This is a genomic window from Imperialibacter roseus, from assembly GCF_032999765.1.
Taxonomy (GTDB): domain Bacteria; phylum Bacteroidota; class Bacteroidia; order Cytophagales; family Cyclobacteriaceae; genus Imperialibacter; species Imperialibacter roseus.
In genome coordinates this window covers 1,971,264-1,985,400 of record NZ_CP136051.1, presented here as the reverse complement: position 1 = coordinate 1,985,400, position 14,137 = coordinate 1,971,264, and the positions used below count along the sequence as shown (strand labels likewise).

The 14,137-nt window shown below is 45.7% G+C and carries 12 protein-coding genes; 6 read left to right on the top strand and 6 right to left on the bottom strand.

The genetic code is table 11. From position 1 onward, the window contains the following. The first annotated feature begins 34 nt into the window (after positions 1-34). Together RT717_RS08515 and RT717_RS08510 are read left to right on the top strand one after the other, a co-directional pair. Positions 35-1,111, top strand: coding sequence for an AMP-binding protein (locus tag RT717_RS08515; protein WP_317491313.1), 1,077 nt, complete (start codon positions 35-37; stop codon positions 1,109-1,111). Positions 1,112-1,120: 9 nt separating this feature from the next. After that, a complete protein-coding gene (locus RT717_RS08510; protein WP_317491312.1) occupies positions 1,121-1,879 on the top strand; it encodes a hypothetical protein in 759 nt (252 codons plus the stop codon). Here RT717_RS08510 and RT717_RS08505 read toward each other — a convergent pair. Together RT717_RS08505 and RT717_RS08500 are read right to left on the bottom strand one after the other, a co-directional pair. Continuing rightward, a complete protein-coding gene (locus tag RT717_RS08505) occupies positions 1,860-2,648 on the bottom strand; it encodes an XRE family transcriptional regulator (RefSeq protein ID WP_317491311.1) in 789 nt (262 codons plus the stop codon). The two genes, RT717_RS08510 and RT717_RS08505, sit on opposite strands and share 20 nt — an antisense overlap. Before the next feature lie 13 nt (positions 2,649-2,661). Further along, positions 2,662-2,997 (bottom strand): hypothetical protein, encoded by a 336-nt coding sequence (locus RT717_RS08500; RefSeq protein ID WP_317491310.1) that lies wholly within the window; start codon positions 2,995-2,997, stop codon positions 2,662-2,664. Between the two features lie 121 nt (positions 2,998-3,118). Between RT717_RS08500 and RT717_RS08495 the strand changes: the two genes are divergently transcribed. From RT717_RS08495 to RT717_RS08485, 3 genes are all read left to right on the top strand, one after another. Further along, entirely contained in the window at positions 3,119-4,345 is a 1,227-nt protein-coding gene (locus RT717_RS08495; RefSeq protein ID WP_317491309.1) for an MFS transporter, read from the top strand. A 100-nt stretch (positions 4,346-4,445) separates the two neighbouring features. Next, positions 4,446-4,931, top strand: coding sequence for a hypothetical protein (locus tag RT717_RS08490; RefSeq protein ID WP_317491308.1), 486 nt, complete (start codon positions 4,446-4,448; stop codon positions 4,929-4,931). Further along, complete coding sequence (locus tag RT717_RS08485; RefSeq protein WP_317491307.1) at positions 4,928-5,341, top strand: PPC domain-containing DNA-binding protein; 414 nt, start codon at positions 4,928-4,930, stop codon at positions 5,339-5,341. Before RT717_RS08490 ends, RT717_RS08485 begins: the two co-directional genes overlap by 4 nt. Before the next feature lies 1 nt (position 5,342). On the opposite strand, the gene ppk1 is transcribed toward RT717_RS08485, so the two are convergent. Continuing rightward, complete coding sequence (gene ppk1 / locus RT717_RS08480) at positions 5,343-7,466, bottom strand: polyphosphate kinase 1 (protein ID WP_317491306.1); 2,124 nt, start codon at positions 7,464-7,466, stop codon at positions 5,343-5,345. A gap of 73 nt (positions 7,467-7,539) precedes the next feature. After that, positions 7,540-9,501: a DNA topoisomerase (ATP-hydrolyzing) subunit B gene (gyrB, locus tag RT717_RS08475; RefSeq protein WP_317491305.1), complete on the bottom strand. Its 1,962-nt coding sequence runs from the start codon at positions 9,499-9,501 to the stop codon at positions 7,540-7,542. A 190-nt stretch (positions 9,502-9,691) separates the two neighbouring features. On the opposite strand from gyrB, the gene RT717_RS08470 reads away from it, so the two are divergent. Beyond that, entirely contained in the window at positions 9,692-11,002 is a 1,311-nt protein-coding gene (locus tag RT717_RS08470; RefSeq protein ID WP_317491304.1) for a leucine-rich repeat domain-containing protein, read from the top strand. 62 nt (positions 11,003-11,064) lie between these two features. Here RT717_RS08470 and RT717_RS08465 read toward each other — a convergent pair whose 3' ends face one another. Both RT717_RS08465 and RT717_RS08460 read right to left on the bottom strand, forming a co-directional pair. Next, positions 11,065-11,898, bottom strand: a complete 834-nt coding sequence (locus RT717_RS08465; protein WP_317491303.1) for a hypothetical protein — start codon at positions 11,896-11,898, stop codon at positions 11,065-11,067. A 308-nt stretch (positions 11,899-12,206) separates the two neighbouring features. Continuing rightward, complete coding sequence (locus tag RT717_RS08460; protein WP_317491302.1) at positions 12,207-14,090, bottom strand: T9SS type A sorting domain-containing protein; 1,884 nt, start codon at positions 14,088-14,090, stop codon at positions 12,207-12,209. Between the last annotated feature and the right edge of the window lie 47 nt (positions 14,091-14,137).

Below are 14,137 nucleotides of genomic sequence, written 5' to 3'. Positions count from 1 at the left end.
TCATTTGATCATTAACTTAATACACCTTCACTGATTGATTTACAATAGCACCATCTGGCTAAACGACAAAAGGGTTGATTTGACATCAGCTGACGACTTGAGTACATTCGACAACTACGAACAGGGAATTCTCCTATTCATCAAAGAATGGCTGTCAGGCTCAAATCGGTTCACCCTCCATACATCAGGATCCACCGGCATTCCAAAAGAAATTGAAGTGACCAGGAACCAAATGATCGCCAGCGCTAAGGCAACAGTCAACTTCCTGAAAATCGCCCAGAAGACACCGGTTACGGTTTGCATTGATGCCCGCTACATAGGAGGAAAAATGCAATTGGTGCGTGCACTTATTCATGACCTGCCCTTGCAGATCATTACTCCGACCACCCGGTTAATGGATCAGCTTGATGCGCTGCCCTCGTTGGGCTTAATGTCCCTCGTTCCTCTTCAATTATACAACTTGCTCGACGCAGCCCCGCAAATTTTGAACAAGGCAAGTGCCGTACTCATTGGAGGAGCGCCTGTTCAGGCAAACTATCTGACAAAATTAACCTCGACTGCCCCTCCTGTGTACCATACGTACGGCATGACGGAGACCATATCCCACGTGGCATTAAAGCACCTAAATGGTGAAGACCTCTCAGACGAGTTTACGTCGCTGCCCGGCATTGAACTAGCAACTGATGACCGAGGATGCCTTGTGATAACAGGTGAGGTGACTGGCAACCAACCGGTGACCACCAATGACATCGTTGAACTAACAAGTCCTTCCACCTTTTTATGGAAAGGGCGCTACGACAATGTTGTCAATTCAGGAGGTGTCAAAATTTTTCCTGAAGAAGTGGACAAACTCATTGCCTCCGAACTCGACGCTGTGGTGCCCGGCGCACAGTTCTTCACATCTGGGGTGCCTGACGAAAAACTGGGCCAAAGGTTAGTTCTATGCATTGAGTCGGCTCAAAATATCGAAGTCTCTGGTCTAATTGAAACCTTAAAGGCCAAGCTCCCAGCCTATCATGCCCCGAAGCACATTTACATTTTAGAGCACTTTATAAAAACATCGTCGGGCAAAGTCGACAAATTGAAAACAGTTGATTCAGTTTTGTCTTAAATTTGTCCTTTGAAACACTACTACATGACCAACACGATCTCCATTGACTATTTCACACAGAACATCCCTGCCCCATATTCTTTTCATATCCATGCAGAGCTAGCACCCGCTGACAGTGTAGCTGTTTCATTTACACTCACCTATACCGACAGAGAAGCACTTGAAGAGGACGAAATACTCAATGAAGGGTTCACCGGAGATGATGACATCAACTGGTCGGGCTCACTTCCCGGCGTGTGGAATGAGTCGTTGGAAGAGCTGATCAAAAAAACTACCTGGAGTGGCAAGGCCGATAAGCTGAGTCGGTGCAAAATAAAAGTGACCCTTCCGGGGGATGAGGCAAAATATCCCGCCAACACAGGCAGCTGGGAGTATTGGCTTCAGGAGTTGCAGCAAGCCTGCATTGAAGCTGCTAAGGTTGAAAAACCACTTGAGATGGACTTTGTGAAGGGCGAAAGAAAGCTTTCTTTGAAAGGCTCATTTGAAAAAAGAGAAGCCTTCATTGAGGAACGATTGGGTGGCCTGGTCGTCAACAAAAAAATACCCTGGGAGAAGCTTGGGAAGGTACTAAAGCAAATTTACATCGCCGAATACTACCCGGAGGACGTGCAACCAAACTATAATACCAAGGGAGATACCTTCCTGAATATTGGGGGTGGTCAATGGTTCAACCTGTCAAAGACCAACCTCCATATCAGCAAAAAGAAAGAATGGCTCACCAAACTCGAAGCCGCATTTGAAGACCTTATTACCGGTCCTTCAGCTTAACAACTTCCTGTTGCAACTCCAGCACTATCTGCGTGAGCTTTTCCAGGCTCAACTCTGACGATTTTCCATCGTCAGGAAATTTGAAGCTAATAAAAGCCTTTGCTTCCCAAATTTCGAGCACCTCACTTCCCTGAATTTCATAGGGCGTGTAAACAGAATTGTCTGATACCAGATAGAGCTTGCCATTGTCCTTGAGGTAATTGAATACCCGCTTGTAAACAACACCCTCTTTGCTGGTCACCAACACATAGGTTTTCCCATTTTTTATATCATTCGAACTCTCCAGGTATTGGCCTATGATAATAGTGCCACTTTCAAGAGGCAGCATGGAATCGCCGCTAATCTCAAACGCTCTGTAGGTCGCATTTTTTGGCAACACGGGCAGCTGAAAACGTGGTAGCTCCTCGATATATTCCGGATCAGCAAAACCATTCAGATAGCCCGCAGAGGCCTTTTGCGGAACAAGCTCTATGTTCTCATTGTCATCTTTATCGACAGTAATAGACAGCACTTTGAACTTGGGTGAATTTCCACCAGCTCCAATCGGCGATGCTTCCTCTCCTTTGCTCAGGTTTTTACTGATAAAATCGTCCGCTGTGATCTGGAAAAGCTCGGCCATCTTAAGAAGTGTTTCAAGTGGCGGGGATGCTCTCCCCTCCTCGTACGCTCCTACGACAGACCGTTTGATGCCTACTTTTTCAGCAAACTGTTCTTGTGTCAGCCCTTTCTGCTTTCTCAAAAAACGTATGTTCTCGTTTATATTAACCATGTCAATAGCGTTATCAGGCGTCAAAAATAATAAAGTTAAGGTCGTCAGCATCCTTTTTGCCGATGCTGTACAAATTAATGTGATGAAATGAATCACTGGTATTCATCCGGTCAAGCCGCATACGGATTCTCTCCATCACTTTTTTAAGTGTTTCCTCAGCATTCACCAGCACATAGCCATACAGTTGTTTGCGATCAGCAATACTTGCATAAAATTTTACCTGGCATCTTCCCGAATGAAGCTTCTTCGAAGTAATCTTTATCTTATATTGGTCATCAAAATGGCTTGAATCGTAGGATGAGACATTGCTCATGCTAACATTATTGTCGCTTAAAGCTCTTAACTCCATAATATTTAGCTTTTGTGACAATAAATTTAGTAAAAAGTATTTTTACGTGAAAGGGATATTAAAAAAAATTAAATAATGATAATTTCAGGGAATTCTATGAACCACTTAAACTACACTACACATGTCTGAAACAGATAACAAGAACAGGTTATTTTACGGCAGTTGCTTTGCGCTGATCACTACTGCCTTCACCTTTTCGATTCGGGCGGGAATTTTACCCCAGCTGGGCCAGGAATTCAACCTGACTGCCGAACAACTTGGCTTCATCAATTCAATGTGGTTTTTGGGCTTTCCCATCTCCATGATCATTGGGGGGCTGGTTTACTACTCAGTAGGCCCTAAAGTTATCATGCAGGTGGCCCTCTTATCACATGCCATAGGAATTCTGCTCACCATCTATGCAGGTGGTTACTGGACCCTGATCATCTCGACACTTTTCATTGGCTTTGGCAACGGCTGTACTGAAGCAGCATGTAACCCAATGATTGCTGACTCCTATTCGGGTACAACGATGAATAAAATGCTAAACAGGTTCCATATGTGGTTCCCTGGGGGCATTGTTATTGGTAGCCTTATTTCAAAGTTCATGACCGACGCAGGCATGACCTGGCAGTCTCAAATTTGGGTGCTTATCATCCCCACACTTATCTACGCTTACCTTTTCTGGGGACAAACATTCCCTAAACCTAAGATTGAAGGCCAGTCTTCATTGGCTGAAAACTTCAAGGCGATGATCTCACCAGTTTACATTTTCCTCTTTGTGTTCATGGCCTTTACAGCCATTTCAGAATTTGGTCCTCAGCAGTGGGTAAACATTGTACTCAATAGCAGTGGCGTTAGCGGCATGGTGTTATTGGCGTTAACCACAGGTGTAATGGCAGTAGGCCGATTCTTCGCCGGCCCGGTTGTAAAAGCTCTCGGCCAAACCGGTGTTTTACTTGGAGGAGCTATTTTCACTTTCATAGGAATCTACTTATTCAGTACAGTTACCGGCCCTACGGCTTACGCTGCAGCCGTTATATTTGCCATTGGCGTTTGCTATTTCTGGCCAGTAATGGTTGGAGCAGTTGCGCAACGGGCGCCCCTTAGCGGTGCTCTCGGTATGTCGATCGTTGGCGGTGTGGGTATGTTTTCTACCTCTATCTGGCAGCCAATTATTGGCGGATGGATTGACGATGCCAGAGCTGAAGCGTTGTCGCAGGGCCTTACCGGAGATGCGCTGGAATTAGCCGCAGGACAAGAGACGTTGACTACCATGTTATTCTTCCCAGGCATCCTGATAGTGGCATTCACCATCTTCTTCTTCTGGCAGAAAGGTAAGAAGCCTGCCGTTGAAGCCGCACACTAACAAAATCAAAACCGAATTGATAAAAGCCACTTCCAACGAGGTGGCTTTTTTTTTGTTATCCATTGAATTGTAACTTCATCTATTCGAAAAATTTAGTGCCATGGAGCCTCTCAATATCATGCACGAATATGTGCTGCCAAAGCAATTCAGGTTCTTTGGCATCCTTGCTTTAGTCTTTGCCATCATATTTTTCACTCAGCACATCAACCTGTTCGGCTTTCTGGTTTCTTCCGCTTCCGTTTTTTTAGGAGCACTTATGCTTACTGCCAGATATGGGCTGTCTCTTGACACCTCTCAAAAGCAATACAAAGAATTTGTGTCTTTACTTTGGTTTCAAAGCGGTACCTGGAAAGACTATACTGGCATCGAGAAAATTTTTATCAACAAAATAGTGGAGTCAGAACGGATGGTGAGCCGAAGCGGAGCAAAATTTGACTTCAAATCGCAAAGCTGCCAGGCGTACATCAAGTTTGACGATGGTCAAAAAATAGAGCTCGATAGCGACAAATCGAAAGAAAGACTGCTCGCCCGACTAAAGGAGTACAATGAGCAACTTCAGACTATCATTCAAGATAATACGATATGAAGGCCAAGTCAGCTTCCTTTCACACGATAAGGTTGGCGCCCGGGCAAATGCTTAGAGAAGCGCTTTCGGCCTGGGCTAAGACGCATAAGGTTGATGCTGCCGCAATCATTACCTGTGTTGGAAGCCTTAAAAAAGCAGCGATACGGTATGCCAATAGCAATACAACCACAAATACCGAAGGCAAATACGAAATTGTATCGCTAACAGGCACTCTCTCCCGGCATGGTATTCACCTGCACATCTCTTTGTCGGATGGTGATGGGAAAACCACCGGCGGCCACCTGATGGACGGGTGCGAGATTTTTACAACTGCTGAAATTGTCTTGGCAGAGCTTGAAGGAGTCGTTTTCAAGCGACTCCCCGATGCTGCCACTGGCTACCTTGAACTTAACGTAGAAAAGAAAAGCTGACCTAAAAGAGGCTGGCATTCTCGATCATGTCCCTCGTTACCCGGTAAAACTCTTTGTGGATGTTGAAGATCGGTTCATTTTCTCCGGGTTGAACAGCTTCGTAGCTACCGTCTTCCTGCATCACATACTTGTTGTAGTTATCCTTCTGGTTGAACTTCAGAATATTGATGGCTTGCTTTTTAAGGAATGGATCATTAATCAGAAAAAGTGATTCCAGGCGGCGATCAAAGCTCCTTACCATGATATCGGCGCTTCCAGCATACACTTTTGGTTCGCCATTGTTGTGGAAGTAAAAGATACGGGAATGCTCCAAATACTCTCCTACAATCGAGCTCACGGCAATATTCTCGCTTAGCCCGGCTCTGCCGGGGCGAAGGCAACAAATACCCCGAACTGTCAGCTTTATTTGGACACCAGCCTGCGAAGCCTGGTAGAGGGCATTGATCACGTCGATGTCTTGCAACGAATTGATTTTGATGACTATGCCACTAGGTAAGCCTGAGGTGGCGTTCTTCGCTTCATTGAGAATAAGCTCTATCAACGAGTTTCTCATTTCCCTCGGTGCTGTGATCAGGTTCTCATATTTTTCAGGGTAAGAATGCCCGGTAATGGCGTTAAAGAACTCCGACACGTCGCTGGCGTACACCTCGTTAGTGCTTAGGATGCCTACGTCGGTATACAATCTAGCGGTGGCCTCATTGTAGTTACCACTGGCAAGGTGCACATAGCGGGTAACCTTCTCCCCCTCCTTACGCACGATCAGCATTAGCTTCGTGTGGGTTTTTAATAGCCCTACCCCATAGATCACAAAGCACCCCGCCTTTTGCAGGCGCTTTGCTTCACGCATGTTGTTTTCTTCATCGAAACGGGCCTTCACTTCAAAAAGCACAGACACGTGCTTACCATTTTCAGCCGCATTCAACAGCGATTCTATAATCCTGCTATTCTTAGCCAGCCGGTAAATAGTAAGCTTGATCGACAATACGTGAGGATCCTCTGCTGCCTTTTCAAGCAGGTTCATCAGCGGCTCAAACGAGTTGTACGGGTGATGAAGCATGATATCCCTGCGCTTCAGTATCTTGAAGATATTTTCGTCGGCATCCTGACTGATGCTGACCGGCTGAACCGGAGCTGGAATAGGCGTGCAGAGGTGCGAAAACTCGGGGTGCTTCACGATCTGCCAGAGGCCGGTGTAATCCATCAAGCCAGGTTTGTGAACAGTGATAATGTTTTCTTCATCCAGCTCCCATCTCAGCTTGAGTTGTTTTATGAGCCACTTGTCGTACTTGTCTTCTACCTCAATTCTAACCACACGACCAGTCTTCCTGGTTTTTAGTTTACTCTTAAGTTCATCGATAAAGTTGGCTTCCAAATCCTCCGATTCCTCTAAAGTAAAATCACCATTTCTTGTAACCCTAAATAAGGTCTCAGAAATTATTTCGACGTTCTTGAAAAACGAGTCGATATATGTTCTGACAATGTCTTCTATCGGCACGAAATAAAATGTATCGTTCCGTTCTATCTCATAAAACCTGGGAAGGTTGGTGGGGATCTGAATAAAAGACATCTTCCTTTTCTCCTCATGCTCCTCCCTGCTTCTGGTAACCACACCAAAAATAAGCACGTTATTGACCAGGATAGGAAAAGTGTGAAATGAGTCAAACACCATTGGAGTGAGCATGGGGTGGACCACTTTTTGAAAGTAGTTTTTAACTCTTTCCTGCTCCTTCTTTTGCAGGTTTTCTACCTGGGTAATCTTTATACCATTCTTTGGGAGTTCTGGCAAAAGGTGCTCCACAAAGTAGTCTGTCTGCTCTTTCGTAAAAATCTTGAACTCGCTTAAAAGTCTGCGTTTGAATGGAATTGCCTTGAGTCCGGAGAGATCCACTCTTTCCTTGCCATAGTCCAGGTAGTTATACAGCGAGCCCATTCTGATCATGAAAAACTCATCAGCATTGGAAGCCGTAATAGCGAGGAACTTCAGCCTATCTAGCAAGGGTCTCCCCTCCTTTTTTGCCTGATCAAGCACCCGATGGTTGAACTTCAGCCAGCTTAAATCCCGGCTAATGTATTGACTGTTATCTATTTGTGTTGAATAGCGGTCTTTAAGGATCAGGTCGCTCATGTAAGTCTGTATTTATAAACAAAAAAGGGTTCGATGTTGTCGAACCCTAAATTAGCTTTTCCGATTCGATTATTTAAACATCTACCTTCGCATACTTGGCATTCTTTTCAATGAATTCACGCCTTGGAGCCACTTCATCGCCCATAAGCATGCTGAAAAGATGATCGGCCTCTGCCGCCGACTCAATGGTCACTTGCTTCAGGCTCCTGAACTCAGGGTTCATCGTTGTTGTCCACAACTGCTCCGGGTTCATTTCACCCAAACCTTTGTAGCGCTGCAAACCAATAGAATCTTCTTTGCCATCACCAGCCATTTCTTTGGCAGTTCTTATCCTGTCGTCTTCCGACCAGGCATAACGCTCCTCTTTGCCCTTTTTCAAAAGGTACAAAGGCGGTAGTGCAATGTAGAGGTAGCCCTTTTCAATCAAGGCTCTCATGTAACGGAAGAAGAATGTCAGGATCAGCGTACGTATATGACTTCCGTCAATGTCCGCATCCGTCATAATGATCACCTTGTGATAACGAAGCTTCTCCATGTTGAGACCTTTCTCATCATCCTCAGTGCCAAAGCTCACGCCAAGCGCTGTGATCATGTTCTTGATCTCTTCGTTGTCGTATATCCTATGCTCCTGTGCTTTTTCGACATTTAGAATCTTACCTCTCAAAGGCAAAATGGCCTGGAACTTCCTGTCTCTGCCCTGCTTGGCCGAACCACCGGCAGAGTCCCCTTCCACAAGATACAATTCACACACAGCGGGATCCTTGTCAGAACAGTCGGCCAGTTTACCCGGAAGACCTGTGCCTGACAATACGTTTTTGCGCTGCACCATCTCACGGGCCTTGCGAGCTGCATGACGTGCCTGGGCAGCAAGAATCACCTTAGAAACAATCATCTTAGCTTCCTTAGGGTGCTCTTCCAGATAATACTGCAGCATCTCTGAAACAGTGGTATCAACAGCGCCCATTACGTCGGAGTTACCAAGTTTGGTCTTGGTTTGTCCTTCAAACTGAGGTTCAGCCACTTTTACCGAAATAACGGCTGTAAGCCCTTCTCTGAAGTCATCGCCGGCAATTTCCATCTTCACTTTGTCGAGAAGCCCCGACTTGTCGGCATAAGCCTTCAATGTACGTGTCAGTGCCCTTCTGAAGCCAGCCACATGCGTACCTCCTTCAATGGTGTTGATGTTGTTGACATACGACACCACGTTCTCGGAGTAAGAGGTATTGTAGTTCATGGCCACCTGCACAGGGATATCACCCTTTTCACCATCGATATAGATAGGCGCTGGAATAAGCTTCTCCCTTGTGGAGTCGAGGTATTCAACAAACTCGGCAAGCCCTCCTTCCGAATGGAAATCGTCACTGACAGGAAGACCATTGTCATCGAGGTTCCGCTTGTCAGTCAACGTGATGTGTATACCGGCATTGAGGTAAGACAATTCCCTCAATCGGCTGGCCACTGTTTCGTAGTTATATTCCAGCGACGTGAAAATGCTCCCGTCGGGCTTGAAATGGATCGTAGTACCACGCTGATCGGTTTCGCCAATTTCACTTACCTTGGTTTGGGGTATACCTTTGGCGAATTCCTGCTGATAAATTTTGCCGTTTCTGTGGACTGTGGCAACCAATTGGGTCGATAACGCATTCACACAAGAAACACCTACTCCGTGAAGACCACCTGATACTTTGTAAGTGTCTTTATCAAACTTACCTCCGGCGTGGAGCACAGTCATTACTACCTCCAGGGCAGACTTCTGCTCTTTCTCCATGATGTCGGTGGGAATACCCCTACCGTTGTCTTCGACAAGAATGGAGTTATCAGTTTCAATTGTCACCTTGATAAGGTCACAATAGCCTGCCAGTGCTTCGTCAATGGAGTTGTCTACTACTTCCCAAACCATGTGGTGAAGGCCTCTGATACCAACATCACCTATGTACATGGCCGGCCTCTTTCTTACGGCCTCTAGTCCTTCAAGGACCTGGATATTTTGTGCTGAATAATTGTTGCTTTTGTTACTTCCTTTTTCGTCACTCATCTTTCAGTTTTAAGCTCGTCAAAAATAGTATAATTATCACTCTTATACATGTTTAACAGTAGGAAATAATCAACTAAATCCTTAGTTTTAAGGTATGAAAAGCAAATATGCAGTGTTATCGTTTTTAATCATTATTTTCCCAGTTTTTCTTTGGGCTCAATCGACGTCTGCCTCAAAAAAAGGCAGCGAAGTGAGAACCAAATTTTCGATTGAAATGGGAGAATTTAATTGGCGAGCCACTATTGCCAACACCCGAAAAGACACCATTAAATTTCTTAACCTTTCGCACTGTCAAACAGACAGTTTAGGTATCATTCTAGCTGCCTACCCACATATTACAGGGTTAAGTTTAAGTAGCACACTTTTTAATCCCGATGACCTGATTGGTATTCACCTCGACTCCCTGAGAAGGCTTGATTTGTCAGGTAATAGTCTGCGGGAGATACCGGCATTTGTCTATCAGTTAAAGCAACTTGAGTCGCTTGACCTGAGAAGTAATTTTATCGACAGGCTCTCTGGTAAACTGCGAAAACTCAAGCAGCTGGACGTAGTTGACCTCTCGTACAATCGGCTGGACAGCCTGGGATTGACCGCAGGGTGGAACTGGCGGATCAGCAAGGTTTATTTGAATCAAAACAATCTTGCTGAAGTGCCAAAGCAGATAAACAGGCTTCGGAGAATTGAAGAACTGGTGATGATGAACAATGAATTAACGAGCCTCCCATCGAGAACCGGTCGCATCAGAACACTAAGGGCCCTGAAGCTGGAGAACAACTGCATTCAAACAGACGGTCAGAACCTGCGCCCTCTCCGGCGCCTGCAGCTATTGAATTTGGACAACAACGATATCAACTACCTCACGCCAAATCTCCTGTCACTAAAAGAGCTCAACAACCTGCAGTTCAACAATAATGCAATTCTTGCTATTCCTGATTGGATCGACGGCTTTGAAAAACTGGAGGCCTTTTCAATGTACAAAAACAGGATCAGCCAACTGCCTGCAAGTTTCTACAATCTGAGAAAGCTTAAGGTAATCGACATCTATCATAATGAACTTGAGGTGATTGATCCCGCCATCAATAATTTCAGTGAGCTAGAGATACTGTACACTTCTTACAACAAGCTCTATTCTGTCCCTGCTGAAATTGCCGAGCTTACTCATCTTAAAGCCCTGTACCTTCACCACAACCGACTTAGCTACCTACCGGAAGAGTTTGGAAAACTAAATAATCTGGAAATATTCCACGTCAACAACAATTATCTCAGTGCGTTTCCTTCGTTTGTTCTGACTTTGAAAGAATTAAGAGAGTTAAAAGTATCTAACAATGATATCAGAGATTTTCCGAGGGAGGTAACAAAACTCGATGCGCTCGAGCTTTTCTTTTTTAACAATGAGCTCATTAAGGATTTCACAGGTAAAGAAGCGGACACGGTGGAATTCCTAAAAAACTACATGACGGCCAATGACATCCTTATTGACTACAAGGCTATGGCCAACTAGATGGTGCGCTTCAACGCCCGAATAGAAAGCAGCTTAGGGGTTAGCCGCATAATGGTCGACGGTCAGTCAATTACTACATCGAATTGCTCGTCGTAATCGCCGATATCAAACTTCACTGAGTAGTGACCCGGAGCAAGAGACGAGACATCAAAGAGAACTCCATCTGATTCTTGCGTCATACTAAATTCAACAGGAGCGCCATTGTGATCAAGCACAGTTGTTGCGTACGCCAGATCATACAAAGCATCTTCCAGCCTGATTTCGAATGCTTTTTGTTCTTTGGCTTTGTGAACGGCAGTTTTGTGGTCAGCAAAATCAACTGTTACTTTTCGCACATCAAACACTTCCCTTGCTCCTTCGCTGCTTGTCTGCGACAGTCGATAATAAGTGGCAACCGGCAATGGGTTTTTATCCTCAAACTTGTACTGCGTTTCACTGGATTTTGTACAAGCAGCCTTTACGATGCCTAAAACAGACCAGTTGAGGGCATCAGACGACTTTTCTATGGTAAAGTACTTGTTGTTGTTTTCGCTGGTTGTAACCCAGGAAAGTTCCACTTGCTCATTTGTAGAAGTGGCTGTCCAGCTCCTTAGGTTCAATTTAGAAACCTCCGGAAATATGGCATGTGTGCCTTTACTATAGTCATCGCCCACAATGGCGTTTACCTGATCATCTGCGATTGGCCAATGTTCCGGGCTAACTTCGAACATAACATCCAGTAATTCTCCCTCGAAGTCCAACCTCCAGTTGTCTTGCGACCCACCATGGTTGGTGACCTCCTCATCGAGAATTTCAGTATCGTTATTAACTCTTTTCGTTCCATCAGTAATGGCTTTTCCTTCGGCACTTAGAAGTGCTACAGATAAAAAGGCGAGAACAATTAGCGTTGACTTCATGGCACTGTTATTTAGATGAAATGAATTTAGGTATCATTAAGATGTCAAATGGAAAGTGTCGACTAACTCCCTTAAAATTTCGTTGAACATTACCATTTCGCAGACCAAATTTCAGCGGCCGTCCGCCAAGCCAGATGCGATCCAACCAGCGGTCTGGAATGGAAAGCGATAGCCAACTTGCATACAGTCCAGAATTTCGATCGTTGGTAAGACACCTTACTTCTAAACTTTCCATCGTAGCAATTACCGGACAAGAAGAGCTTTTGGAATAAGACATAACTAACTGATATTCAGATATAAATAAGCTATCAATCGATAATTACTTTGATATTCTGAACGTAGCTACCGACGACTACTTTCACAAAGTAGTATCCCGTTGACAACGAGGTTGCATCCACAGCCACTTCTCCCCACCCCTGACTTACATTGGTCTCAACCGCTCTTCCATTGACGTCAAACATTTGTATGGCATAGTCGGCCTCCAGCAGTACGTCGGGCAGTTTTATCTTGAACAGTCCGTTGCTAGGATTGGGGTATAGCAGCAAATTCGTCTCAAAAAGGTCGAGCTTCACCGACACTATTTCAAACACCTCAGTGGTTCCATCATAGTCAGTTTGCGACAGTCTGTAGTAGTTGGTTGAAGGCATTGGCTCTTCATCCATCAGGTCGTAATACATTTTGCGGTCTGTGGTGCCTGCTCCTTCCACTATTTCAAAGACTTCCCAATTTTTGGCATCAGAAGATCTTTCAATAGTGAAGTAATGGTTGTTCTTTTCAGCGGCAGTAGTCCAGGTTAGTAGAACCTGATTGTCAACTTCCTTTCCGTTCCAGTTAAGAAGCTCAACCGGCAACACACCTGAAGAAGACTCCATAACACCATCGGCATCGGCCGTTGCGCTCGAAGGAGTTGCGCCTCCGGCGACGGCAGTTCCTGCGCCTCCGCCGGTTCCATTGGCACCACCAGTACCCTGGGCGTTGCTTGTAGAAAAATTGGTTGCCGGCACTGTTCCGGAGAAAATAATCACTCCTTTGCCGCCGCCACCGCCACCGCCGTGGGTACTACCGTCGTTAACAGAACTTCCGTTTCCTCCGTTGGCCTCTGTGGCAACAGCACAGCTCAGGCTCCAGTTGTTTACCTGGAAGACGATCGATCCTCCAGCACCAGCACCAGCACCTCCGTCGTTTCCTGTAAGGCCTTTACTTGCACCATTTGCCGTGATTGACAAGCCGCCACAGCCGCCATTGGTTTGAATAGTTGAAGCCCTGATGATGATGATTCCTCCGCCGGCACCACCTGTAAGAGACAGCCCATTGTTTTGCTGGCCGCCTCCGCCGCCGCCACCCATGAACACCCTCGATGCAGTGATGTAGTCACTAAGGTCCAATCCTCCAAGGCCACCGGATGTAGGGGTGCAGCCGCCAGCAGAGCCGTTCCAACCTGGGCCGCCGGTACCACCTGTAGTGTAGTTACCACCACCGCCACCGCCGGCATTGTGGAAGTTGCCACCACCGCCGCCGTTGGCTACCTTACCTCTGGCAGCACGGTAGTTGGTAGATGTTACTTTATAAATGCTCTCGCCTTTTCTGGCGTAACTATTGGAGTTGGAAATGTAGGTAGCAGCATCACAAGCGCTGCCATCTCCAGTGGGATTTGGTATGCCGCCGACGAAACCCTGAGCATTCACAGAAATGTTATTTGCAAGGGTCAGGGTATTATTGACATCAATAGCAAAAACACCACCTACGTTCCCATTCCAGGGAAGGGCAGTGAGGTCGGCAGTTGTGGTGTAGTTGACATACTCAGGGAATGAGATAATCTGAACAGAGCTGTTGGTGCCAGCGTAGTAAGTGTTGGTGAGTGATGAAGTGAGCGTGATTGATGTGGGAGTACCCGCCGATTCTGTTACGGACTGAATGGTGGCCTGCTCATAAAGTCCGGCACTTCCTATCGCTGCAATGTTGCCAAAGTTGGAATTGTTCCCAGTGTTTGTCCCAATTACATTGTCCTGCATTTGCATAATAAGAAGTTTCTCACCCGCTTCGAAAGTGGCGTACGTCTCATTTACGTTGGATAGTGAAAGGTTGGCACCAGAAACGTTGGTGACTTTGGCATAGGCATTGATTACTGACTGACCCTGCGCTGAAGTAAATATTCCTGATAAAATGGCAAAATAAACTAATACATTCTTCATAGCCGTACTCTTAGAAATTCTTAAATCTTCCTAAAAGTACGGCGCTA